This window comes from Williamsia herbipolensis, from assembly GCF_036153515.1.
Lineage (GTDB): Bacteria > Actinomycetota > Actinomycetes > Mycobacteriales > Mycobacteriaceae > Williamsia_A > Williamsia_A herbipolensis.
On the sequence record NZ_CP108021.1, the window covers coordinates 2,293,540 to 2,316,416 of the forward strand.

The 22,877-nt window shown below is 68.6% G+C and carries 18 protein-coding genes and 1 tRNA gene; 9 read left to right on the forward strand and 10 right to left on the reverse strand.

Annotated features, from left to right (window positions below; all coding sequences use genetic code 11):
- Nucleotide 1: 1 nt before the first annotated feature.
- Nucleotides 2-973: an alpha/beta hydrolase gene (locus OG579_RS10305; protein WP_328859055.1), complete on the reverse strand. Its 972-nt coding sequence runs from the start codon at nt 971-973 to the stop codon at nt 2-4.
- Nucleotides 974-1,075: 102 nt separating this feature from the next.
- Here OG579_RS10305 and OG579_RS10310 point away from each other — a divergent pair, with 102 nt between their 5' ends.
- Entirely contained in the window at nt 1,076-1,795 is a 720-nt protein-coding gene (locus OG579_RS10310; protein ID WP_328859056.1) for a MerR family transcriptional regulator, read from the forward strand.
- Between the two features lie 2 nt (nt 1,796-1,797).
- Here the strand turns inward: OG579_RS10310 and OG579_RS10315 are convergent, their stop codons facing one another.
- The 5 genes from OG579_RS10315 to OG579_RS10335 form a co-directional block, all read right to left on the reverse strand.
- Nucleotides 1,798-3,153: a UDP-glucose dehydrogenase family protein gene (locus OG579_RS10315; RefSeq protein ID WP_045821361.1), complete on the reverse strand. Its 1,356-nt coding sequence runs from the start codon at nt 3,151-3,153 to the stop codon at nt 1,798-1,800.
- A gap of 110 nt (nt 3,154-3,263) precedes the next feature.
- Entirely contained in the window at nt 3,264-3,833 is a 570-nt protein-coding gene (gene dcd, locus OG579_RS10320; protein ID WP_045821360.1) for a dCTP deaminase, read from the reverse strand.
- A 23-nt stretch (nt 3,834-3,856) separates the two neighbouring features.
- Entirely contained in the window at nt 3,857-5,329 is a 1,473-nt protein-coding gene (locus OG579_RS10325; RefSeq protein WP_328859057.1) for an HNH endonuclease signature motif containing protein, read from the reverse strand.
- A gap of 117 nt (nt 5,330-5,446) precedes the next feature.
- A complete protein-coding gene (locus OG579_RS10330; protein ID WP_328859058.1) occupies nt 5,447-6,493 on the reverse strand; it encodes a PHP domain-containing protein in 1,047 nt (348 codons plus the stop codon).
- Between the two features lie 53 nt (nt 6,494-6,546).
- Entirely contained in the window at nt 6,547-8,100 is a 1,554-nt protein-coding gene (locus OG579_RS10335) for a carboxylesterase/lipase family protein (RefSeq protein ID WP_328859059.1), read from the reverse strand.
- A gap of 204 nt (nt 8,101-8,304) precedes the next feature.
- Here OG579_RS10335 and OG579_RS10340 point away from each other — a divergent pair.
- The 4 genes from OG579_RS10340 to OG579_RS10355 all read left to right on the forward strand — a co-directional run bounded on the left by OG579_RS10340 (nt 8,305) and on the right by OG579_RS10355 (nt 12,994).
- Nucleotides 8,305-8,378: transfer RNA gene (locus OG579_RS10340), tRNA-Gly, on the forward strand.
- Between the two features lie 207 nt (nt 8,379-8,585).
- A complete protein-coding gene (locus OG579_RS10345; protein ID WP_328859060.1) occupies nt 8,586-9,836 on the forward strand; it encodes a hypothetical protein in 1,251 nt (416 codons plus the stop codon).
- A 253-nt stretch (nt 9,837-10,089) separates the two neighbouring features.
- Nucleotides 10,090-11,433 (forward strand): lipase family protein, encoded by a 1,344-nt coding sequence (locus OG579_RS10350; RefSeq protein WP_328859061.1) that lies wholly within the window; start codon nt 10,090-10,092, stop codon nt 11,431-11,433.
- A gap of 232 nt (nt 11,434-11,665) precedes the next feature.
- Nucleotides 11,666-12,994 (forward strand): hypothetical protein, encoded by a 1,329-nt coding sequence (locus OG579_RS10355; RefSeq protein ID WP_328859062.1) that lies wholly within the window; start codon nt 11,666-11,668, stop codon nt 12,992-12,994.
- Here OG579_RS10355 and OG579_RS10360 read toward each other — a convergent pair whose 3' ends face one another.
- Nucleotides 12,995-13,981, reverse strand: coding sequence for a GlxA family transcriptional regulator (locus OG579_RS10360; RefSeq protein WP_328859063.1), 987 nt, complete (start codon nt 13,979-13,981; stop codon nt 12,995-12,997).
- A 70-nt stretch (nt 13,982-14,051) separates the two neighbouring features.
- On the opposite strand from OG579_RS10360, the gene OG579_RS10365 reads away from it, so the two are divergent.
- The gene (locus tag OG579_RS10365) at nt 14,052-15,392 is read left to right on the forward strand and encodes an MFS transporter (protein WP_328859064.1); all 1,341 of its coding nucleotides are present in this window, start codon (nt 14,052-14,054) and stop codon (nt 15,390-15,392) included.
- A gap of 8 nt (nt 15,393-15,400) precedes the next feature.
- Complete coding sequence (locus OG579_RS10370) at nt 15,401-15,832, forward strand: SRPBCC family protein (protein WP_045821353.1); 432 nt, start codon at nt 15,401-15,403, stop codon at nt 15,830-15,832.
- A gap of 68 nt (nt 15,833-15,900) precedes the next feature.
- On the opposite strand, the gene OG579_RS10375 is transcribed toward OG579_RS10370, so the two are convergent.
- From OG579_RS10375 to OG579_RS10385, 3 genes are all read right to left on the reverse strand, one after another.
- On the reverse strand, nt 15,901-17,154 hold the full coding sequence (locus OG579_RS10375) for a PE-PPE domain-containing protein (RefSeq protein ID WP_328859065.1): 1,254 nt from the start codon (nt 17,152-17,154) through the stop codon (nt 15,901-15,903).
- 140 nt (nt 17,155-17,294) lie between these two features.
- Nucleotides 17,295-18,959 (reverse strand): cellulase family glycosylhydrolase, encoded by a 1,665-nt coding sequence (locus tag OG579_RS10380; RefSeq protein WP_328859066.1) that lies wholly within the window; start codon nt 18,957-18,959, stop codon nt 17,295-17,297.
- A 650-nt stretch (nt 18,960-19,609) separates the two neighbouring features.
- The gene (locus OG579_RS10385; protein WP_328859067.1) at nt 19,610-20,182 is read right to left on the reverse strand and encodes a nucleotidyltransferase family protein; all 573 of its coding nucleotides are present in this window, start codon (nt 20,180-20,182) and stop codon (nt 19,610-19,612) included.
- Between the two features lie 190 nt (nt 20,183-20,372).
- Here OG579_RS10385 and OG579_RS10390 point away from each other — a divergent pair, with 190 nt between their 5' ends.
- Together OG579_RS10390 and uraD are read left to right on the forward strand one after the other, a co-directional pair.
- Nucleotides 20,373-22,352, forward strand: a complete 1,980-nt coding sequence (locus tag OG579_RS10390) for a solute carrier family 23 protein (RefSeq protein WP_328859068.1) — start codon at nt 20,373-20,375, stop codon at nt 22,350-22,352.
- Nucleotides 22,353-22,354: 2 nt separating this feature from the next.
- The gene (gene uraD / locus OG579_RS10395) at nt 22,355-22,876 is read left to right on the forward strand and encodes a 2-oxo-4-hydroxy-4-carboxy-5-ureidoimidazoline decarboxylase (RefSeq protein WP_328859069.1); all 522 of its coding nucleotides are present in this window, start codon (nt 22,355-22,357) and stop codon (nt 22,874-22,876) included.
- Nucleotide 22,877: the final 1 nt, after the last annotated feature.

Consider the following 22,877-nt stretch of genomic DNA (forward strand, 5'->3'; position numbering starts at 1 on the left):
GTCATGCACTCCGTCGGTGTCCGGTGGTCGAGTGGTCGCGTCGTAACGCGGAGGTGAGGAAGACCGCGGCCGCGGCGACGGCGCGGTCGGCCTCGGGGATGAGGCGGTCGAAGGCCTGGAAGACGTGCATCTGACCGGGCCAGATCTGCAGTTCGCACCGTCCGCCGGCCGCGGTGACCACCTCGGCCACCTTGCGCGCGTCGGCGCTCAACATCTCGGCTCCACCGGCCTGCACCAGCATCGGCGGCAACACCGACCCCTTCGCCAGGTCGAGTCGCAGTCGCGGGCCGTCGTGGTCGGCGCCGCGTGTGTAGTGGCCGACCAGGCGGGCCGCGGCGTTCGCCGAGATCATCGGGTCGCGGCGTACGCGTTCGCGCTCGGCGGCCAGCGCCAGCGTGAGATCGAACAGCGGCGACATCATCATCACCGCGCCGGGTTGGGGCGCGTTCTCGCGGGCATTGCAGGCCAGCAGGTCGAGGATGAGGTGACCACCGGCGGAGTCGCCTGCGAGGACGATGTCGGCGGGTTCGTGTCCGGTGGCGATCAGCCATCGGTAGGCCGCGGCGACGTCGTCGGCGGCGGCCGGGAAGAGATGCTCGGGGGCGAGGCGGTAGTCGACGCTGAACGCCGCGATCCCCGACGCCTTCGACAGTCGCGCCACGAGCGCGCGGTGGGTGGCCGCCGAGCAGATGGCGAACGCCGAGCCGTGGACGTAGAGGATGACCCGGCGGGTGTCGGTGACGCGGCGGTGGCGCACCCACTCGCCGCGGACCGGTGACCCGTCGTCGGTGGCGGTCCGGACCCGGTCGACCTGGGTGCCGGCGGGCACCCGCCCACCGAGTCGCATGGTGGTGGCGACGAGTCGTCGGGTGAAGCGCACGCCCTGCGGCGTGGCGGGGACGCGCTCGGCGAGCGGCGGCAACCACAGCGCGGTCGAGGTGACCAGGGCGCGTGATCGGAGGGAGCTTCTCACGCCGACGAGATCACCACAGATGGTTACACTTGTCAATGTCACGTTTGATCATGAGACAAATGCAAATGGCAGTGGTCGACCTGGCGGTATGCTTCTGCGCTGATGACTGAGTATCGGATCGACGACCTGGCCCGCGCCGCCGGGACGACCACGCGCAACGTGCGTGGCTATCAGGACCGGGGGCTGCTACCCCGTCCTGCGAAGCGTGGTCGGATCGCGATCTACACAGACAATCATCTCGCCCGTCTGACGCTCATCAACAACCTCCTCAAGCGCGGCTTCACCGCGCGGCACATCGCCGATTTCATCCGCGGGATGCAGCGCGGCGACGGCCTGGCCGAGGTGCTCGGCATCGAGGAGATCCTCGCCGAGCCGTGGGCGAAGACGCCCACCGAGCGGATCTCGGCCGAGGCACTGGAGTCGATACTCGGTTCCTCCGAGGCCGCCGACTACGCCGCGATGGTCGATCTGGGCCTCATCGAGCGCGACGGCGACGACTACATCCTGCTCGACCGCGACACCGTCTACGGCATGGGCCGACTGATCGAGCTGGGTCTCGCGCTGCGCTCGCTGGTCACGGTGTTCGGCAAGCTCGACGAGAACCTCGACGGCGCCGCACAGACCCTCATCTCGGCGGCGCGCGACGAGTTCGTGGCCCGGCGCGGCGACGGATGGATCCCGCGCGGCGACGAGGAGTCGGAGTGGGCCGCGGTGCTCGTCACCGAGATGCGTGCAGTCGCCACCAAGACCGCGCACAACGCGCTCAACCGTGCGCTCGATCGCACGCTGGCCGAAGAGCTGAAGGACTACCTCGGGAGCTGAGGTCAGCGGGTGTGCGACGACGGGGCGACGACGCGCGGCGTGCCGCCCAGGCCGTGGTACTCCCAGCCGGCGTTCATCCACACCGCCGGGTCGAGGCAGCGCCGCCCGTCGATGATCACCTTCTTGCGCACCACCGGTTCCAGATCGGCCGGCTTGAGTTCGAGGAATTCCGCCCACTCGGTCAGCACCAGCACCGCGTCGGCGAGGTGGCAGGCCTCGCGCGCGGAGTCGGTGTAGTCCAGGGTCGGGAACAGCTTGCGCGAGTTCGCCATCGCCTTCGGGTCGTAGACGCTCACCGCGGCGCCCTTGAGCTGGAGCTGTCCCGCCACGTTGAGGGCGGGTGAGTCGCGCACGTCGTCGCTCTCGGGTTTGAACGCCGCTCCGAGGACCGCGATGTTCGACCCCAGGAGGCTCCCGCCGCACGCCACGGTCGCCAACTCCACCATTGCCGTGCGACGCCGCATGTTGATCGAGTCGACCTCACGCAGGAACGTCAACGCCTGCGACGCACCGAGTTCACCGGCACGCGCCATGAACGCCCGGATGTCCTTGGGCAGACATCCGCCACCGAAACCCAAGCCCGCGTTGAGGAATCGGCGTCCGATGCGCTGGTCGTACCCGATCGCGTCGGCGAGGGTCGACACGTCGGCGCCGGCGGCCTCGCACACCTCGCTCATCGCGTTGATGAACGAGATCTTGGTGGCCAGGAACGCGTTCGCCGACACCTTCACCAGCTCGGCGGTCGCCAGATCGGTACGCAGGAAGGGAGTTTCGGCCGCGAGGATCGGTGCGTACACCTCCTCCACCTTCGCCACGACGGCGTCGGGATCGCCGTCGGGGTCGAGCCCCAGCACGATGCGGTCGGGCCGCAGGGTGTCGGCGACCGCGAAGCCCTCGCGCAGGAACTCGGGGTTCCAGGCGACGGAGATGTCGGCGGAGGTACCGGTCGCCGCGATCCGCTTCTTGATCTCCACCGACGTACCGACGGGCACCGTCGACTTGCCGATCAGCAGGTGCGAGCCCGTCAGACGCGCCGCGAGTTCATCGACCACCGAGAACACGTACTTCAGATCGGCGGCGTACTCACCACGCTTCTGCGGGGTACCGACACCGAGGAAGTGGACGTCGGCGAACGCAGCCGCCTCGTCGAAGTCGGTCGTGAAATGCAGCCGACCCGACTCGAGGCTGCGGGCGAGCACCTCCGGCAACCCCGGCTCATAGAACGGCACCTCGCCGCGGGCCAGCATGGCGACCTTCTCGGCGTCGACGTCCACACCGAGGACATCGTGGCCCAGCTCGGCCATACAGGCGGCGTGGGTGGCACCGAGATAGCCGCACCCGAAGACAGTCATCCTCATGAACCGCGACTGTACAAGGCGAATCTCGTTGGTCGCCAACCCAACAGTGCGGTGTGGAACGTACGCGTGAACGCGATCCGACGCCGGCGTTACCGGCGTGTGTCATCGGGTCAGGAATTGCCGAAGTTCAGATACGCCTTCGACGGGGTGGGGCCGCGCTGGCCCTGGTACTTCGATCCGACCGAGGCGCTGCCGTACGGGTTCTCGGCGGGGCTGGAGAGTCGGATGAGGCACAGCTGGCCGATCTTCATCCCGGGCCACAGGGTGATCGGCAGGTTGGCGACGTTCGACAGCTCCAGCGTGATGTGGCCGGTGAAACCCGGGTCGATGAAGCCTGCCGTCGAGTGCGTCAGCAGTCCGAGGCGCCCCAGCGACGACTTGCCCTCGAGGCGCCCGGCCAGATCGTCGGGAAGGGTGCAGACCTCGAGTGTCGATCCGAGGACGAATTCGCCCGGGTGCAGGACGAACGGTTCACCCTCGGGCGGCTCGACGAGGCTGGTCAGCTCGTCCTGCCGCTGCGCCGGGTCGATGTGGGTGTAGCGGGTGTTGTTGAACACCCGGAACAGCCCATCGAGGCGCACGTCGACGCTCGACGGCTGCACCAACGCCGGGTCGTAGGGGGCGAGCGCCAACCGGCCGCTGTCCAGCTCGGCACGGATGTCTCGATCGGAGAGCAGCATGCGCACGAGGTTAACGCAGCGGTTCAGGTGACCCACGGGTCGCGCCGTGCGGGACCGGCACGGTCGTCGCAGACGCGTTCCCACGCCTGCGCGAGCAGCTCGTCGGGGTGATGGGCGTGGTTGATGCGCGGCCGTCTCTGAGGGTCGATCGATGCGGGCGGGATCCATGCGACCCGGCCGCGGTACCGCCCCTCGGTGACCAGCTCGGTGCGCCACTGGTGGGGCTCGTCGCCGGCCATCGGGTGGTGGTCGAAGCATGCTGCGCCGAGATTCGTGATGTCGGTGGGCCCGCCGTTGCGCCACTCGTCGAGGTGGTGGGCCTGCGTTCGGGTCTGTGCCACCCGGCATCCCGGGAAGGTGCAGCCCCGCGACCGCAACCACTCGGCGATCCGCTGAGCCACCGTGGCCAGTCGCCGTGTACGACCGAGATAGAGCGGCATCCCTGTCGGGTCGAGGATGCCGAGCAGCGCGTTGTTCTCCTTCGCGAGGTCCACGAGGTCCTCGACCGGCATCTGCGACGCGGTCATCGTGTCGGCGACACCCGACATCGCGATCAGTTCGTCCAGTGTCATGGTGGCGACGACCTGGGCGGGCGAACCGCCGTGCGAGCCGAGGGTGCCGGTCGCGATCACGCGCGACAGCATCGCCGAGAGTGCATCGTGCCGTCGCTGCGGGGCCGAGCGGGTGTCGCGTCCGGCGGCGGCATCGGCCAGGTCCCGATCGGTGTCGGGGTCGGTGCGTGATCCGGCCGGCGACGCGGGGTCGTCGGGGTTGTTCATCCCGGGCGCGGCCCAGGCATCGAGCAGGACGTCGAACATCGCGCGGGTCGCGGGGTCGAGGGTGGCGGTGAGCTTCGACATCAGCGCGGCGTCCTGAGCCGACACCGACAGCCCACGCTGCCGCGCACGGTCGCCGTCGCCGGTCAACGAACCGTCGGGATCGAGGTGGGCCAACAGTCGGTCGCCGACACCGCTCACCTCGCGCGGCGAGAGGTCACGGGCGAGCTCGACCATCGTCGCCTCGGCCGAGACACGGACGTCGTCGTCGACCGCCGAGGGGATCTTGTCGAGGACGGTCAACACGGCGTCGGCGCTCTGTTCCGACAACGTGCCGTCGTAGATCCCCATCGCGACATCGAAGTGGCGCGGTTCGGTGACCTCGCCGGTGATGCCTGTCGTGGGACAGGTCGCGGCAGCCACGCGGACGCGCCGATGCGCCTCCGCCGACGACAGATGGAGTTCACCGGTGAGCATCGATGTGACCCTGCGATAACCCCATTCGGAGTACGAGCCCCGCGAGGCGACCTCGGCGACCACGTTGTGCGACACGACGCCGAGCTTGCGTCCCACCCGCTCCACGCTGTGCATCAGCTCGCGCAGCTCAGCGTCGGCCAGGGCCGACATCGATGTCGACTGCATCTCCTCGACCGTCTCCTCGAGCGCGCGGAGCATGTCCGAGACCGCGAAAGGTTCGACAGGCCAGGCGATCACCGACATCTGTCCACCCCTCCTCGACCGGAACCGCTCCCCCGAGCGACTCCCATCAGTGTAGAAGAGGGGTCCGACAACACCCGAAAAACGTTGCTCGGCCTGTGGACAACGCCGATCGGTGCACTACCGATCCGATGCCCACTCGAGTACCCGTTCCACCGGCCAGGTGGTGACGATGCGCTCGGCCGGGATCCCGTGCTGCTCGGCCCGTTCACATCCCAGCGACTTGAAGTCGAGCTGCCCCGGCGCGTGGGCGTCGGAGTCGATGGCGAACAGGCACCCGAGGTCGCGCGCGATCTCGATGAGGTCGTCGGGTGGGTCGACGCGTTCGGGTCGTGAGTTGATCTCCACCGCGGTACCCGTCAGCGCGCAGGCCTCGAACACCACGTGCGGATCGAAGCGCGATTGCGGTCGCTGGCCGCGACCGCCCGTGACCAACCGCCCGGTGCAGTGGCCGAGGACGTTGACGCGCGGGTCGCTCACCGCGGTCAGCATGCGTCGGGTCATCGGTCCGCGATCCATCTTGAGGTTCGAATGGACTGATGCGGTGACGATCTCGAGGCGGTTGAGCATGTCGTCGGTCTGGTCGAGGGCGCCGTCGTCGAAGATGTCGACCTCGATTCCGGTGAGCAGACGGAAGTCGTCGTCGCGGGCGGCGTTGATGTCGGCGACGACCTCGATCTGGTGGGTGAGCCGTTCGGCCGAGAGCCCGTTGGCGACCCGCAGCCTCGGCGAGTGGTCGGTCAGGGCCATCCATTCCTGGCCGAGTGCCGCTGCCGCATCGACCATCTCGTCGATCGACGCTCCGCCGTCACTCCAGTTCGAATGGGCGTGGAGATCGCCGCGCAGCGCCTCGTAGAGATCGGCACCGCCCTCGGCCAGTGGGGCGGTCTCGGTCTGCAGGGTGTGCAGGCGGGCCGGCACCTTCCCGCGTACCGCCTCGTTGATGACCGTTGCCGTGGACGTGCCGATCCCGCTGATCTCGCCGATCGCGTGACGCTCGACCCGCGCGCGGGTCTCGTCGAGGCCCAGCTGCGCCACGATCCCGGCCGCCTTCCGGAACGCCTCCACACGGTAGGTGCTCGCACGGGCACGCTCCATGTGGAACGCGACCCGCAGCAGCGCGTCGTACGGCGTCATGGGGGCGGTCAGGTCGGAGACGGGCCTCATGCGTCCAGTCTCCCACCGCCCTCAGACGTGGTGCGCTGCCCTCGTCCGGGGATTCACGCTCCCCAGACCCCGCAGTGGTGCAGCGCGTCGAAGCCGGTGCGCATCGACGACCCCGAGGTGTCGATCGAGAGGAATCGCCCGTCGGGCGTCCACGAGGGCAGACCGGGACCGTTGGGCCGGCCGGTGCGGGCGAAGGTCGTCCACTGTGCCTTCATCTGTCGGGCCAGCGCCGCCGAGGCCCCGGTCCACGGGATCGGCACGCCGCCGAGGCGCGAGAACAGGAACGGGATCTCCGAGGCGTGGAACGCCCCCGACAGCAACGGATTCGACCGACCGAGGGGCGCTGCGGTGAAACGGTACTGCCACACCGCCGCGCCGCCCGCGCGTGCCGCGGCGGTGGTCGCCGAGGCGGCGCAGGCGAAAAGGGAGTCGGTGTAGACCGCGGCCAGCGCGTCGGCCGGTGTGCGGTATCGCGAGAGTGGGTAGGTGGCGAGTACGGCATCGGCGCGATCGGGGTACACCGTGCGCACCGTGGAGCGGAAGCTCTCCGCCGTCGGGATACGACCGTTCGCGTAGTCGAACAGCGCCACGAACAGGCGGCCCTCGTCGGCGTTGCTGCCGATGATCAGCGGGATGTCGGCCGCGGCGCCGTTGCGCAGTGCCTCGTCGGGGGTGGTGGTCAACACGACGTCGTCGATGAACGGCGTCCACGTGGCCAGCGGCGAATCGAACTTCGTCGTGGGCGAGTCGAGGAGTTTGTCGATCGGCAACGAGCGCAGGCATGCCAGGCGGGTGCGCGGGTCGGCGCATCCCATGCTCGCCGCGTACTTCTCCGAACGCTGGTAGCCGATCTCCCTGCGGGGCGGCACGAGTGGGCTGCGCACACATGGACCGCTCTCGATGATCGCCTTCTGGAACAGTCCGCGCGATCCGGGTGCCGAGATCTGGGTGCACACGCTCATCGCACCGGCCGATTCCCCGAAGAGGGTCACATCGTCCGGGTTGCCGCCGAAGCGGCCGATGTTGTCGCGCACCCAGCGCAGCGCGAACTGTTGGTCCTGGGTGCCGTAAGTACCGGTGGCGCCGCCGGATTCGGCCGCGAGTTCCGGTAGGGCCATGAAGCCGAACGGTCCGAGTCGGTAGTTGGGCACGGCGATGATGACGTTGCCGGTGCGGGCCATCTCGGCGGGCGAGTCGTACTGCTGGTTGGAGCCGAGCACGTACGCGCCGCCGTAGAGGTAGACCATCACGGGGAGTTGCTGCGTCGCAGCTGAATCGGGTACGTAGAGATCGACGCTGAGGCAGTTCTCGCTGTTGGTGAACGGCGACAGTGCCGGCGGGACGCCCCCCGGCAGCGACTGCGGGCACTGTGGGCTGTGGGTGGTGGCGCGCCTGACCCCGGACCACGGCGCCGCAGGGCGCGGTGCAGAGAAGCGCGCCGCCTGGGCGAACGGCACCCCGAGGTACTGCGTGATGCCGTCGACGCGGGCGCCGCTCACCGCGCCTCCGGCGACCGACACCACCGGCGTGCGCGCGGATGCCACCGGCGCGACCAGGAACGAACAGATCACCGCACCCACCAGCGCGAGACAGAGTCGAGTACGCATGCTGCTCCCTACGTCGAGTGCGACCATCAAGCCACGGCAGACGTACCCCAGGGAATGGTTTTGTCGTGAAACTACCACCGGTCACATCTCGACCAGCGGCACTTGTCACATCGCACAGTCGGCGCGAGCCGCCCTTCTGAGCAGCGCGATCGCCGACGTGCACCTCGGGCTTTGCTAGGCTTTCACGGCGCGGTCACCGCGCACGCCGATGTAGTTCAATGGCAGAACATCAGCTTCCCAAGCTGAATACGCGGGTTCGATTCCCGTCATCGGCTCCAGGTTCATCCCTCGCTCCGTCGTCTCGAGATGCCGGAGTCACGATTCGCTCGCAGGCCTCCTTCCTGTGGATGTCATCCGAACGCGCTAACCACTGCTGACCGCCGCTTTCGCTGGGTATGCCTGTATTTCGATTTTAGGTACTACCGCGTACTAACGGTGCTACGTTCCGCTCGCCCCCCAGGTCAGAGCGAAAGGTCCCCCTCCCCATGACTGCCATCCTCCGAAGCCGTAGGACACTCGTCCCCCTTGCCGCCGCAGCTGCCGCCGGCGCCATCCTGTTGCCCGCCGCGATCCCCGCATCCGCCGCCAGCGGCTTTGCCACACACGTGGTCTCCGAATCCCAGGCGCTCGTCGGATCGGCGACCAACACCGTCGTCACGTCGGCGGCGAGCCTCCTCGCCGAGACGCCCACCCTGCTGCGCACACTCCCCCTCAACGACACCGCGAGCATCGTCGCCGCACCGACGAACCGCGCACTGCTCGGCCCGGCCCTCGCCGCCGCATCCGACCCGACGGCCGACCTGATCGCCGCACTGCAGTCCGCGATCACCAAGCTCGGCACGGCGCTGTCGGACGCGCCGCGCAACCTCACCATCACGGCCGGACAGCTCCTCGACGGCAATGTCCGGGCGGCGCTGCAGACGTTCTCCAACATCCTGATCCAGCCGATCGTCCTTATCGGTCTGCTCGACCTGCCCAACATCGCCTCGGCGTCCTCGCAGCTCAACCCGTTCCTCGCGCCGGTCTTCAACGCGCTGCCCAACATCGCGATCAACATCGTGGTGACCGCGCTGCAGCTGTTCACCAACGCCCGCGAGGGCGTTGCCACCATCTACGAGGGCATCCGCGACGGACTGAAGGCCGGCGACATCGGCGCGGCGGGCGCCGCCATCACGACCGGGATCTCGAACATCCTGGCGCAGGGCAGCACCGATCTGTTCGGCGAGAACGGCGTCATCGCCGCCCTCAAGCAGTCGGGCGACGACTTCCTCAACGCGATCGGCCAGCTCGGCAAGGCGGCGCCGACCGTCACGAACACGCTGCGCGCCACGAGCAACGCCGCCGTCGCCCAGTCCACTCGGAGCACCTCCCCGGCGACAGAAACGTCCGCGCCGACCGAGACCACCTCGACGACATCGAAGGCCGCCGACACCACGTCGACGGTGACCGCGCCGGCCACCACCGCGCCCGAGACGACCACGTCGACGCCCGGTACCTCGACGCCGGAGGCCACCACGCCGTCGACGTCCGGCACGGCGACCGCCGAGAGCACCTCGACCGCCTCGACCCCCGTGGCGGCCGAGTCGGGTACGGCAGCAGCCGCGTCCGGCACGGGCACCTCCGGTGACGCCGCGGCGGGGTCCACCGCCTCGGCGACCTCGCCCGAGTCGGCCGCGCCCGCGGCGTCGAAGGCGGGTGCTTCGGCACCAGCTGCGTCCGCGTCGACGTCCCACTGACACCTTCTCGTCCGGCCTGACACGACACGACACCGACCGCGGCGTCGTCCGCCTGCGTGGGAACGTCCCCACGTGCGGCGGGCGGCGCCGCGTTCGTCATTTGTGACCGGTGCCCAAGCGATCTCGCGAACCGCTGTTCGGTGCCACCACAGGGCGCCGGTTCCTCCATGACACGCCACACACACGCCGTGAGCCTGTCTTATAGTCAGCGCGAAATCCGCAGACCGCTGACGACGTGAGGGATCACCCCATCGTGACCGACGATCGACTCCTGCTCCGACGAGCACGCACCGCATGCCTGGCCATCATGACCGCGACCGCGCTCACCACAGGCGTGGCGGGTGTCGCGCAGGCGGCCCCGGCTCCGGCCCCCGCACCCACCCCGGCCGCCTCGCCGGTGAACGACTCCTTCTACACCCCGCCCAGCCCGCTCCCGGCGGGCAAGCCCGGAGACATCATCCGGTCGGAGAACCTGCCCACCGCGATCACCATCCCGAGTCCCGAGGGAGCGGTGCCCGCGAAGGCGACTCGCATCATGTACCTGAGCATCGACGCGAACGGGGACCCGATCGCCGTCACCGGTTACTACCTGCAGCCGGTAAGCGAGTGGAAGGGCCCCGGCCCGCGTCCGGTCGTCGCCTACGCGGGAGGCCTGCACGGCCAGGGCGACCAGTGCGCCGCGTCGAAGTTGTTGCAGGAAGGCGTGACCTTCTCGTTTCCCGGCGGACCGATGGCCGAGATCGAACAGATCGTCACCCTGAACCTGGTGAAGCTGGGCTACGGGGTCGTCTCGAGTGACTACATGGGTGGCGGCACCCCCGGCACGCACACCTTCGGCAACCGCGTCGATCAGGCACACGCCGTCATCGACGCGGCGCGTGCCGCCCTGCATCTGCCCGAGGTGTCGCCGGACGCGAAGGTCGCCCTCGCCGGTTACTCCCAGGGCGGCGGGGCAACCGCGGCCGCAGCCGAACTCGTCGACTCGTACGCCCCGGAGCTCCCGCTCGTCGGCATCTACACCGGCGGCGTCCCGGCCGACCTCCTGCGCGAGATGAACTACCTCGACGGCAACCGGCTCGGCGGCGTCATCGGTTACGCACTGAACGGCGCGAGCTACCGCTACCCCGAGTTCAAGGAGCGCGTCTCCACGGTCCTGAACCCCTACGGCAAGCAGACGATGGCGCAACTGTCGGGAGAGTGCATCGTGCTGACCTCGGCACGCGGCAAGCCCAGCACCCGTGACTGGACGGTGTCCCACAAGTCGTTCGGGCAGCTCGTCACCGAGGACCCCATCCTCAGCAAGTACGTGCACATGCAGGACATCGGGAACCTCAAACCCACTGTGCCGGTGCTGCTCACGGGAAATCCCGATGACCCGACCGTGCCGATCGTCCAGGAACGAGAGCTGTACTCGAAGTGGTGCGCGAAGGGCGCGACCTCGCTGCAGTACGAGGAGATCCCCTTCCCCATCCGACTGATCGGTGGTTCGACGTTCGGCCATGTCGCCGGTGGGATCAGCGGCTTCCAGCGCGCGGTGTCGTGGTTGTCGGATCGCTTCGCGGGCAAGCCCGCGGTCACCGGCTGCTCGCGGGGCTGACGTCCTCGCGGAGACCTCTCCGCCCGACCGGTGATGTCTGCCGACCGTCGTCTCGATGATCAGCCGCGATCGCTAATCGACGTGATCACTGGTTAGGCGCGAGATGGCCGGGGGCACAGGGTTTCCCCCGTTCCGTGGTGTCGGCATCATCCGCCGGGATGTCTTGCTACATTTCCGCGGGAACGGACGCGGGGTCCGGTCATCGCAGTCGGGAGTGCACGTGGCGTCGTCAGTGTCAGCAGGTAGGAACCGTCGGTCGAAGGGACGCCATCGCGTCCACACGCAGTCGACCGCGGTGACCGCCGCGGCGTCGGCCGCCGTGGTCGCCGGGCTCGTCTCCGGGGGCGGGACCACCGCCACGGCGGCGCCTTACCAGCTCGTCCAGGATTGTGTCGCGGGAAGCAACGCGGTGACGTCGAACGTCGACTGCTCCGGATCTACCGCTCCGGTCATCGGCACGCTCGTCAAACAGCTGGTGCCCGCGCAGGTCTCGCAGATCCTCACCACGCTCGGCATCGGCGTCGACAGCAAGGCCGTCGTCGCGTTCGGCAACGGCACCGCGTCGATCAAGGGCAGCGGATTCACGATCGCCGCGAACACGCTGTCGGGCGGCCTCATCTTCCCGACGGGCGGAGCCGCGAAGGCCACGGCGGTCGATCCGTTCAGCGGCGCCGTCGCCATCAGCACGGGTAGCGGAAACGCCACGTCCACCGGCATTCTCGGCGTCGCGATCACCGCGGCGGGCTCGGACCAGACCGCGAACGCGTTCGCCCTCGGGGGCCTGGCGAGCGCGATCAACGTCACCGTCCCACTGCTCTCACCGGTCACCAACGTCAGCTGCCTCGCGGTGTTCGGCCACGCGAGCGCGAGCGGCGTCGGCAGCTGCACCAGCGTCCTGTTCATCTTCACCCAGACCAACGCCGCCGGATCGCCCATCACCTACTTCTCTATCGCCGACCCGACGTCGTTCACCCTCGGCGACGGCGTCATCCCGATCCCGCGCTTCACCCGTGACCTCGTCCGCATCGGTGTCGGCGGCCCGAACGGCATCACCGTCGAGAGCGGCGCCGCACCGCAACTCGGCACCGGCGGAGGCACCCTCTCACCGTCGCGCAACCTCGTCACTCTGTCGGCGCCGCAGGCCCTCGGCAAGATCAGCACCACGAATCTCCGAACGGCCTTCGCGCCCGCGGCGCAGAGTGCGTCGCCGGTCGACACCCAGAACGATCCGGTGCCCGCAGCCGACGACTCCACCGCGTCGACCGACACCACCACCGAGACCGGTCCGGTCACCCCGGCATCGGTCACGCCGCCGCCGGCCCAACCGTCGTCGATCACCCCCGGGCCCCAGACAGGGACCGTCGCCACCACACAGACGACGGACTCGACGACGGGGAACCACCGCAAGCCCGACACCGACACCTCGACGGGCTTCAGCATCACTCCCCCGAGCACCACTGCAGGGCCCGCGACGGCGCCGAGCAGTTCTGCCGCAACGGGATCGGGCACCACCGGTGGCACCTCGACCATCACCGCATCGGCGTCGCAGGCCCCGGCCTGATCAGCCGACGCCGGTGAAGGTGCGACGGTAGGCCGACGGCGACATCCCGATCCCTCGGCGAAGATGGTGGCGGAGGTTGTCGCCGCTACCGAGGCCCGCGAGGGTCGCAACGGCGTCGATCGAGAGGTCCCTGCGCTCCAACAGCTCACGGGCGCGGTCGATCCGACGTTTCCGGACCCAGGTTCCCGGCGCGTCGCCGGTCTCCTCGCGGAAGCGCCGGTTGAAGGTGCGGGTGCTCATCTGTGCGTGCGCGGCGAGCTGGGACACGGTCAGGGGTTCGGTGAGGTTCGCCAGGGCCCATGCGCGTGTCGCGGCGGTCCCCTGGTCACCCGGGTCGGGCATGGGAGCCGAGATGAACTGCGCCTGACCACCTTCCCGCCACGGTGGCACCACGCAGTAGCGTGCGACATCGTTGGCGACGGCGCTGCCGTGGTCGGCGCGGATGATGTGCAGGCACAGATCGATGCCGGCGGCGAGACCGGCCGAACTCAACACGCGGCCGTCGTCGACGAACAGGACGGCCTCGTCGAGGTCGACGTCGGGATAGACCGCACGGAAGTCGGCCGCGGCACGCCAGTGGGTGGTCGCGCGGCGGCCGGCGAACAACCCGGCCGCGGCCAACACGAACGCGCCGGTGCAGATCGACACGATGCGCGCGGTCGACGGGACACGTGCCAGAGCGGCAGCGAGTTCCGGTGAGAGGACGCCGTCTCGGCGCACCGAGGGATAGCGCGTCCCCGGGACCACCACGGTGTCCGCGGTCGCCAGCAGTTCGGGACCGCCCGTCGGCATGAGGCCGTATCCGGTGGTGGTCGCCACCGGACCCTCATCGAGTCCGCAGGTCACCACGTCGTAGAGCGGATGGTCGGAGACGTCGACCGCCTGACCGAACAGCGCCGAGGGGATGGTCGCGTCGAACCCGACCGCAGGGGCGAGAAGCAGGACCACCACACGGTGAGGGGCCGGGAGATGCGGATCGACAGCCATGGCACGATCTTCACACATTGTGGCATTGCTGCCAATGGCGCGGTGGAGGGCCGTGGCGCATATTTGTCCGATGACGTTCACTCCTCGACGGTCGATCGCACCGGGCCGACCCCGCCTGCACCGGGCGTGGATCGTGGCCGCGGTCAGTTTCGTCGCCATCCTCGGTGCCGCGGGATTCCGCGCGGTCCCCAGCGTGATGATGGACCCGCTGCACATGGAGTTCGGCTGGTCGCACGCCACGGTCGGCGCCGCGATGTCGGTCAACATGATGTTGTTCGGTCTCACGGCCCCGTTCTCGGCTGCGCTGATGGACCGTTTCGGGGTACGACCCGTCCTCGCCGTCGCGCTCGTGCTGATCGCGACGGGCACCGGGGTCGGCACGGTGATGACGGCGAGCTGGCAGATGCTGCTGCTGTGGGGCGTGCTCGTCGGTCTCGGCACCGGATCGATCTCGATGGGCTTCGTCGCCACCGTCTCGACGCGGTGGTTCGTGGAGAAGCGCGGACTGGTCACCGGCATCCTCACCGCCGCCAGTGCCACCGGCCAGCTGATCTTCCTTCCGGTGGTCGCCGCGGCCACCGACCGCTTCGGATGGCGCTGGGCATCGCTGATCGTCACCGGAGCCGCACTCGCCGTCGTCCCCCTCGTCCTGGTGTTCATCCGCGACCGACCGGGCGATGTCGGGCTGCGCCCCTTCGGCGCGACGGCCGACGTGGCACCCGCACCGCTCGCGGCGGGGAGCTTCTCGGCGGCGTTCAACGGTCTGCTGCGCGGCGCCCGGGTCCCGGTGTTCTGGCTCTTGGCAGGCAGTTTCGCCATCTGCGGGATGACCACCAACGGCCTCATCGGGACGCACTTCATCCCCGCCGCGCACGATCACGGCATGCCCACCACGGTCGCCGCCGGCCTTCTGGCCACCATCGGCGTCTTCGACGTCGCGGGCACCATCTTCTCGGGCTGGCTCACCGACCGCGTCCGACCGCAGGTGCTGCTCGTCGTCTACTACCTCGGCCGCGGGGTGTCGCTGATGCTGCTGCCCGCACTGTTGTCTCCGCACGCCGAGCCGAGCACCTGGGTCTTCATCATCTTCTACGGCCTCGACTGGGTCGCGACGGTGCCGCCGACCATCGCGATCTGCCGCGCCTGGTTCGGCGACGCGACCCCGGTGGTGTTCGGCTGGATCTTCGCCGCACACCAGATCGGTGCTGCCGTCGCGGCTTTCGGGGCCGGCGCGATCCGCGACGCGCACGGCGACTACGATCCCGCGTTCTGGGTGGCCGCCGGGTTGTGTGTGGTCGCCGCGGCCGCGTGCCTGGCCATCCGCATGCCGAGCGACGACGCAGACGACCGCGACGAGATCGGGACGACAGGTCCCCCGAAAGCTATGTATCGCTCTACGTTGTCACGTTAGGGTGACGCATGGTCAGCGGACACAGCAGTATCGACATAGCAGCCCCTATACCCGAGATCCTCGACGCGATAGCCGATCTCGAGTCCTACCCGTCATGGTCTCCGATCCACAAGGAGGTCGAGATCCTCGAGCGCGACGACAACGGCCGGCCCGCGAAGGCGCGGATGACGGTGTCGTTGATGGGCATCAACGACGAGCAGGTGCTCGCCTACACGTGGTCGGACACCGGCGTCAGCTGGGATCTGGTGGAGGGCACCCAGCAGAAGGCCCAGCACGCCGAGTACTCACTCACCGAGTCCGACGGCGAGACCCACGTCGAGTTCGAGATGAGCCTCGACCCGAAGATCCCGGTGCCCGGGTTCCTCATGAAGAAGGGCAAGAAGACCATCATCGACATGGCCACCGTCAGCCTGCAGGAGCAGGTCGCGAGCCGCGCCTGAACCACGATCGGCCCTGAATCACCCTTCGACGCACCAGATCCCCGCAGACGGTCGTCCCGCCCCGCCACTCAGGCGGCCGGGGCGACCGTTCGCGTCGGTGAGGAGTCGTCGTTCGACGACCCCGCGCCAGACGTGCCCGACGTCGTCGGGGTGGACGGACGGGTGGTCGTGGCCTTGGTCGACGCCGACGTGGGAGTCCCCGAGGTCGTGGTGTCCTCGCCGCCCGGCGACATGGTCGTCGAGGTCGAACTCGTTGTCTCGGTGGTGGCGGAGGGCGAGGTCGCCGAGGGGCTCGACTCCGTCGACGGCGCCGGTGTGACCGACGTGGATGTCGTGGTCGACGTGGATGGGGTGGTCGACGCGGAGGCCGTGGTCGACGCCGTCGACAGCGACGACACCCGGCGCGCCGCGGTGACGGTGGAGACCACCGGCACCGAGCGGTCGTAGGCCTTCTCGATCTCCGAGCGCAGGAAGCTGTCGAGTCCGCTCAGCAACTGCGGCGGGATGCCGAGGCCGTAGAGCCCGGCGAGCAGCGGCAACGAACTCTTGAGCGTGACGTAACGGGTGTTGCCCTCGGTGTAGTCGCTGACGATGTTGTCGGGATTCGACGGGTCGGCGTCGTAGTAGAAGCCGTGCAGCGTCACGATGCCGATCAGCGCGTTGACGACCGCGAGCAGGTTGCGGGTGTCCTTCGGGAAGTCGGCATAGCCGTCGTACTGCCACGCGATGTCGGTGACCTTGTAGTTCGAGGGGGCGCTCTCACCGTCGAAGGTGATGTCGAACGGGAACGGGATCTTCAGTCCGGCGAAGCGGCCGAGCAGACCACCGTTGGGGCGGTTGGGGTTGCCGAACACCAGGAAGCTGACGTTCGCCGGTGACGGGGTCCCGGGCGTGCCGCTCTCGGCCTGGAGCTTGCGCACCAGTTTGGTGATGACGTTCGCGCTCGACGAGTACCCGACGACCACGATCTGACCCTCGGGGTCGGCCGCGAGGGTGCGCGCGATGGCGGCGGAGATCTTCTCCACGCCGTCGGCCTGCGAATCGTCGTAGGTCTTGCCGCCGAAGAGCAGGGAGACACCACCCGACGTCGCGGTCCACGGGACCTTGGTGAGCGTGTAACCGGCGTACGGGGTTCCCTCGGCGCCGGAGAAGTAGCCGCTGAGCTCCTTCTCCATGTTGGCGCCGCCGCCGTTGTCGTTACCACCCATGACCAGCAGGGTGTCGGCGCCGGCGGAGGCTCCGAGCACCGTCTGCAGCGCGAGGAGGAGTGTCGCGGCCAGGGCGACGAGTGTCAGTCCCGCTGTCCGTACGAATCGCTTCATCGGTTTCCCCCACCGTTCGATCCCCGCGCGACATCAAGGATGCGTCGCGACTGATCGAATATGTCACAACTCGGGCCTGCTCACGTACATATGAGCAGGCCCGAGCTGTGAATCCGTGCGATCGGGGGACAGATGGCGCGTCAGGACACCGGGGTCGTGGCGGCCACCTTTCCCGAGGTCGACGCGCCGGCGGTCGACGGTGCACTCGTCGACGGCGTGCCGGTGGAGGCGGCCGTCGTGGGCGAACCGGTCGCGGTGGTCGCCGCGGTGGTCGCCGGCGGGGCCGAGGTCGTCGTCGCCGTGGTGGTCGGCGAGGACACGGACCGCTGCGCGGTGGTCGTCGCGGTGGTGGGTGCCACCGCGGCGGTCGTGCTCGACGGGGTGGTGCCCGACGGTGCGGTCGACGACGAGGGCGTGCTCGACGAGGTCGGCGCGGTCGAGGCGGCCACGGTGGGCGTCGACGTGGAGGTGATCGCCACGGTGTTGGCCGTCGCGGTCGCCACGGTGGTCGCCGGTGCAGCGGCCACGGTTGCGGTCGGCGGTGCGAACGCTGCGGCGAGGGCCGCCGCGAGTGCCTGCAGCCACTGCTGGAGCGCGGCCCCGAGGGCAGCGGCCAACGCATCACCCGGGTTCGCCGGCGGGGTCACGACCGGCGGCGTGGTCGGCGTCGTCGGATGCGCGGCGATCCAGTCCTTCACGACCTGGGCGGCGGGCTTCATCGTCCAGTCGTCGCGGTAGAGGCCGAAGGTGGCCTCACCGTCGGTGGTGTTCGACGACGACCGGTCGACCGTGGTGTAGAGGAAGGCCTTGCCGGCGTACGACAGTGAGTTCCAGGCGTCGAGGAAGTCCTTGATGTAGCTCGCCTGCTGGGCCTCGGCGGCCGGCATGCTCGGGTTGATGGTGCCGGTGGGCAGACCGTACTCGGTGGCCCAGATCTTCTTGGCCGCATCACCGTTGCCCTCCATGAGGGCGCGGATCGCGTTGAGCTGGTTGAGCGGCGACTGTCCGAGAGTGGCTCCCTGGGAGAAGGGCGTCGTGTACTGGTACGGGTGGAACGACAGGGCGTCGAAGTACCCTGCTGCACCCGCGGCGTACATGCCCTTGACGAAGTCCACCGGGTTCACCGAGAAGCCGCCCCACGAGATGACCGAACCGAGGACGCCGCCGATGACGGTCGCCTTGGAATCGGCGGCCTTGATCGCGGTGTAGCCGGCCTTGAGCATCTGGGTGTAGAGCGCCGGGTCGGGGTTGCTCAGTCCGAGTGCCGAGTTGGGCTCGTTCCACACCTCATAGGCCGAGACCTGGCCGGAGTAGCGCTTGGCCAGCACCGACATGAAGTCGCCGTAGTCGGAGATGTTGGCCGGCGGCGCGTAGTAGTCGCCGTACCAGGTGGAGGGCCGCGCCCAGGCGGGCGTGGTCGTGACCACGCCGAGGATGGTCATCCCGCGCGCCTTGGCGGCGTTGACCATGTTGTCGATCGACGACCAGTTGTACTGCCCGTTCGCCGTCTCGGTGAGGCCCCACGGGATGACGATGCGTACGTCGTTGACGCCCAACGCCTTCATCGCATCGAGGGATTTGGCGACCTTGGCGGGGTCCTGCGCCTCGAGGAAGAGGTCGGAGTCGGAGATGCCGACGGTCAACGACACCTGCTTGATGGCCGCGACCTCGACGCTGGTGTACCGCACCTCCGACTTGGCGAGGAACGCCACCGAGGTGAAGGCGCAGACCATGGCGGCGAGCACGACCAGAACCGTGAGTTCCAGCCGGGACATCCGGACCGAGGAGAGAATTCGACGTCGCACTGTGTTTCTCCGTTCATCGACGTCGGACAGGGCTGATCGCCGCGTCCGGATTCCCCCCGGTTGCGTTGTTCAGGTCATCAAAAGCGCACGATTCGTCGGAAGAACCCTCGACGTCTCGTCATCGACGAGTGAGCCGAACGGTTGCCCCGTGAACCGTTGGATAAGGTGTGTCGGCGTGCGTGGAGAGCCGCGCCTGCGATCGCGCTGCCGCTATTTCGACTCTATAACGCTCGCTGTGGGGAATCGTAACCACAAATTCCATAACTCGGCAAACAATGGCGAAATTCGCCCAGACTTCACCAAATGACGTGAATGTGATTCGATCGGCCACCCAGGGAGTCGTGGCGCCCTGAACTGGGTCGAAACAGGACATGGGGCCCTGGAAAGGGCGTGACAGAAGGTCTGCGATCACTTACTCGGTCATCCGTCTCGTCGCTTTCGACAATGCCGCCGGGTGCATCACGGCGCCTGCCGGACTGCAAAACATCTGAACGGTTAGGGCCATTGTTGATCTTTTGCTCAGCCCAAATTTTCGTTACACGAACCGTTACACAATTCATTACAGACTGGAATGTAATTACTGAATCGATGCCGTCCGATTCACCGGATATCACCGGAGAAACAATTGCGGCACGATGCCGAGGGGGCGATCAGCGATCGATGTCGTGGCCGTCGGAGAGGTCGCCGCACTCGACATCGACGACGTCGCCGCGTCCGGCCAGGAATGCCCCGGCACCCCGGTCACCGGCGAGACCGGCGCGCACCGCCGCGAGGTGGTGCGCGCCGAGGTAGACCGGATGGCCGGGCCGGCCGCCGAACACGGCGCGCGCCAACGAGTCCGGGTGGCGCCGCGAGGCGGCGAGCACCCTCCGCACGTGGTCGGCGCGTGTGTCGGGAGTGTCAACAACGAGTAACACCACGCCGGTGTCCGCACCCTGCGCCACGGCGGCATCGAGCCCCGCGCGTACCGACGCAGACAGGCCTTCGGCCCAGTCACCGACCACCACGGATATGGCCGGGTGGGGCACGTCCACCACCGCCGCCCCGAGGGTCACCACCACACGGTCGCACCCCCCGTCGACCAGTGCATCCACGGCAGTCCGCAACCATCGACCGTCGGCCGCAAGCACTTTCGGACCGCCGAAGCGCGCGCCGGCACCGGCGGCGAGGACCACGCCGACCACCTGACCGCCGCCGCGAACCCCCCGTCCGGGAGCGCTCACGATCGCACCGCGGCGCGGTACCACGGAGACGGCAGAGACGATGGCCGTTCGCGGCCGCGGCGAGTTAACACGCGGGCGTCCATGGCACGCCATTGTGCCGCCCACCGCGCGCGCGCGGCGTGATCGGTCCATCCTGATCTCGGAGTCGAGGTGACGTCAGGGGTGCGCCACCAGATCGGGAGGTACGACCATGACCAGATCCGGTGCCGGGACGAAGCCGACCGCGCGCACGAAGCGCGTACACCCCGTCGATCAGGTGCCCCCCGCGGGCAAACTGTTCACCCTCGGCCTCCAGCACGTCATCGCGTTCTACGCCGGCGCCGTGCTCGTGCCCCTGCTGATCGCCAACGCGATCGACCTCGACGGCGAAGCGCTGACCATGCTGATCACCGCCGACCTGTTCACCTGCGGCATCGCCTCGTTGCTGCAGGCGGTCGGTATCTGGAAGATCGGCGTCCGACTCCCGCTGCTGCAGGGCATCACGTTCGCGACCCTGGCGCCGGTCATCAAGATCGCCAACGACCACGGCGGTGGCCGCGTCGGTCTGCTCACCGTCTACGGCGCGGTGATCTCGGCGGGCGTGTTCACCTTCCTCATCGCCCCGTTCTTCGCCCGCCTCATCCGCTTCTTCCCGCCGGTGGTGACCGGAACGCTCATCACCATCATCGGCATCTGCCTCATCCCGGTCGGCGCCGGCGACGCGACGCGCGACCCGGCGAGCCACAACCCCGATCCCGGCAACGGTCGGTGGCTGCTCTACGCGATCGGCACGATCGTGATCATCGTGCTCATGCAGCGGTTCTTCCGCGGCTTCTGGGCGACGATCTCGATCCTGCTGGGCCTCGGCGTCGGCACCGTGATCGCGTGGGCGGTGGGCGACACGAACTTCGACAGGGTCGGCCAGGCGGGGTGGGTCGGGTTCACCAACCCGTTCGCCTTCGGCTGGCCGCGGTTCGACGTCATCGCGATCGTCTCGATGATCGTGGTGCTGCTGGTGGTGGCCGTCGAGTCGACCGGCTCGGTGTTCGCGACCGGTGAGATCGTCGGCAAACGCATCCGCAAGGAGGACATCGCCGCGACCGTGCGCGCCGACGGCCTGGCGACCATCATCGGCGGATCCTTCAACTCGTTCCCGTACACCGCGTTCTCCGAGAACGTCGGACTGGTGCGCCTCACCGGCGTGAAGAGTCGATGGGTGGTCGCCGCGGCGGGCGGCATCATGATCGTGCTCGGTGTGCTCCCCAAGACCGCGAAGATCGTCGAGTCCATACCGTCGCCCGTCCTCGGCGGCGCGGCGCTGATCATGTTCGCCACGGTGGCGATCGTCGGCATCCAGACGTTGACGACCGTCGACTTCACCGACCACCGCAACCTCATCATCGCCAGCACGTCGGTGGCCATGGGCCTCTACGTGCAGTTCTCCCAGGCCGCCGCACCCGCGACGGTGCTCGAGAACGGCGCCGAGGTGAAGGTGCCCGCCCTGCCCGGCGTCGACGAGGCCGTGCCGGGACTGCTGCAGATCCCGTTCAGCACCGGCATCACGATGGGTGCCATCACCGCGATCCTGTTGAACCTGTTGTTCTTCCACACCGGCAGCCGCGGGCCCGCGGTGGCCGGCCGCGGATCGATCCGACTCGCCGAGGTCAACGAGATGACGATCGAGCAGTTCCGGACGACGTTCGGCGGCGTGGTCCAGGGTGCGGGATGGGTGGTCGACCGCGCCTACGCCCAGCGCCCGTTCGAGACCGTCAACGACCTGCGCGCCTCGTTCCAGGAGGCCATGCTCACCGGCAGCGACGACGAGCAGTTGACGCTCATCAACGCGTTCCCCGATCTCGGTGCCGAGGACGAGTCCGGCGACCCGAAGGCCGTGGACCACACGGGGCTGTCGCATCTCGACGAATCCGAGCACGCCGACGTGGTTGCGCTGGCAGCCGCCTATCGTGAGCAGTTCGGCTTCCCGCTCGTCATCTTCGCCCGCGAGGCCGAACGGTACGAGAGGGTGCTGCGGAACGGATGGACACGCATGGACAACTCACCGGCGGGCGAACGCGCGTTCGCGCTGATCGAGATCGCCAAGATCGCCAACCGCCGCTTCGACGACCTCGTGGCCGACGCCAACCCCATCGCCACCGCGCGGTTCAGTCGCTTCGACGAACTGGTGCGCTGAGGATGCGTCGCCCCAACTGGCGGGGGATCGACAGCTTCAACGACCTCACGCAGGCGCAGGCGGTGCATTCGCTCTACGAGTGCTGCTCTTCGCGCATCTGGGCGATCCGGGTGGCGGCCGCGCGCCCCTTCCCCGACGCCGAGAGCCTCCTCGACGAGGCCGATCTCATCCTCGCCGAGCTCACCGACACCGACCTCGACGAGGCACTCGAGGGGCATCCGCGCATCGGCGAACGGTCGACGAGTGTGGCGTCGACCCGCGAACAGTCCGGGGTCGTCGGCGCCGACGCCGATGTTCTCCGTGAACTGCGGGTCTCGAACGCCGAGTACGAGAACCGCTTCGGCCACGTCTATCTCGTGTTCGCCGACGGGCGACCGGCCGAGGTGCTGCTCGACATCCTGCGGCAGCGTCTGCACAACGATCCCGAGACCGAACGTCGGGTGATGCGCGGAGAGTTGGCGAAGATCAACCGCAGTCGGCTGACGCGCATGCTGAGCCCGGTGTCGGAGGGCAGCCTGCAGTGAG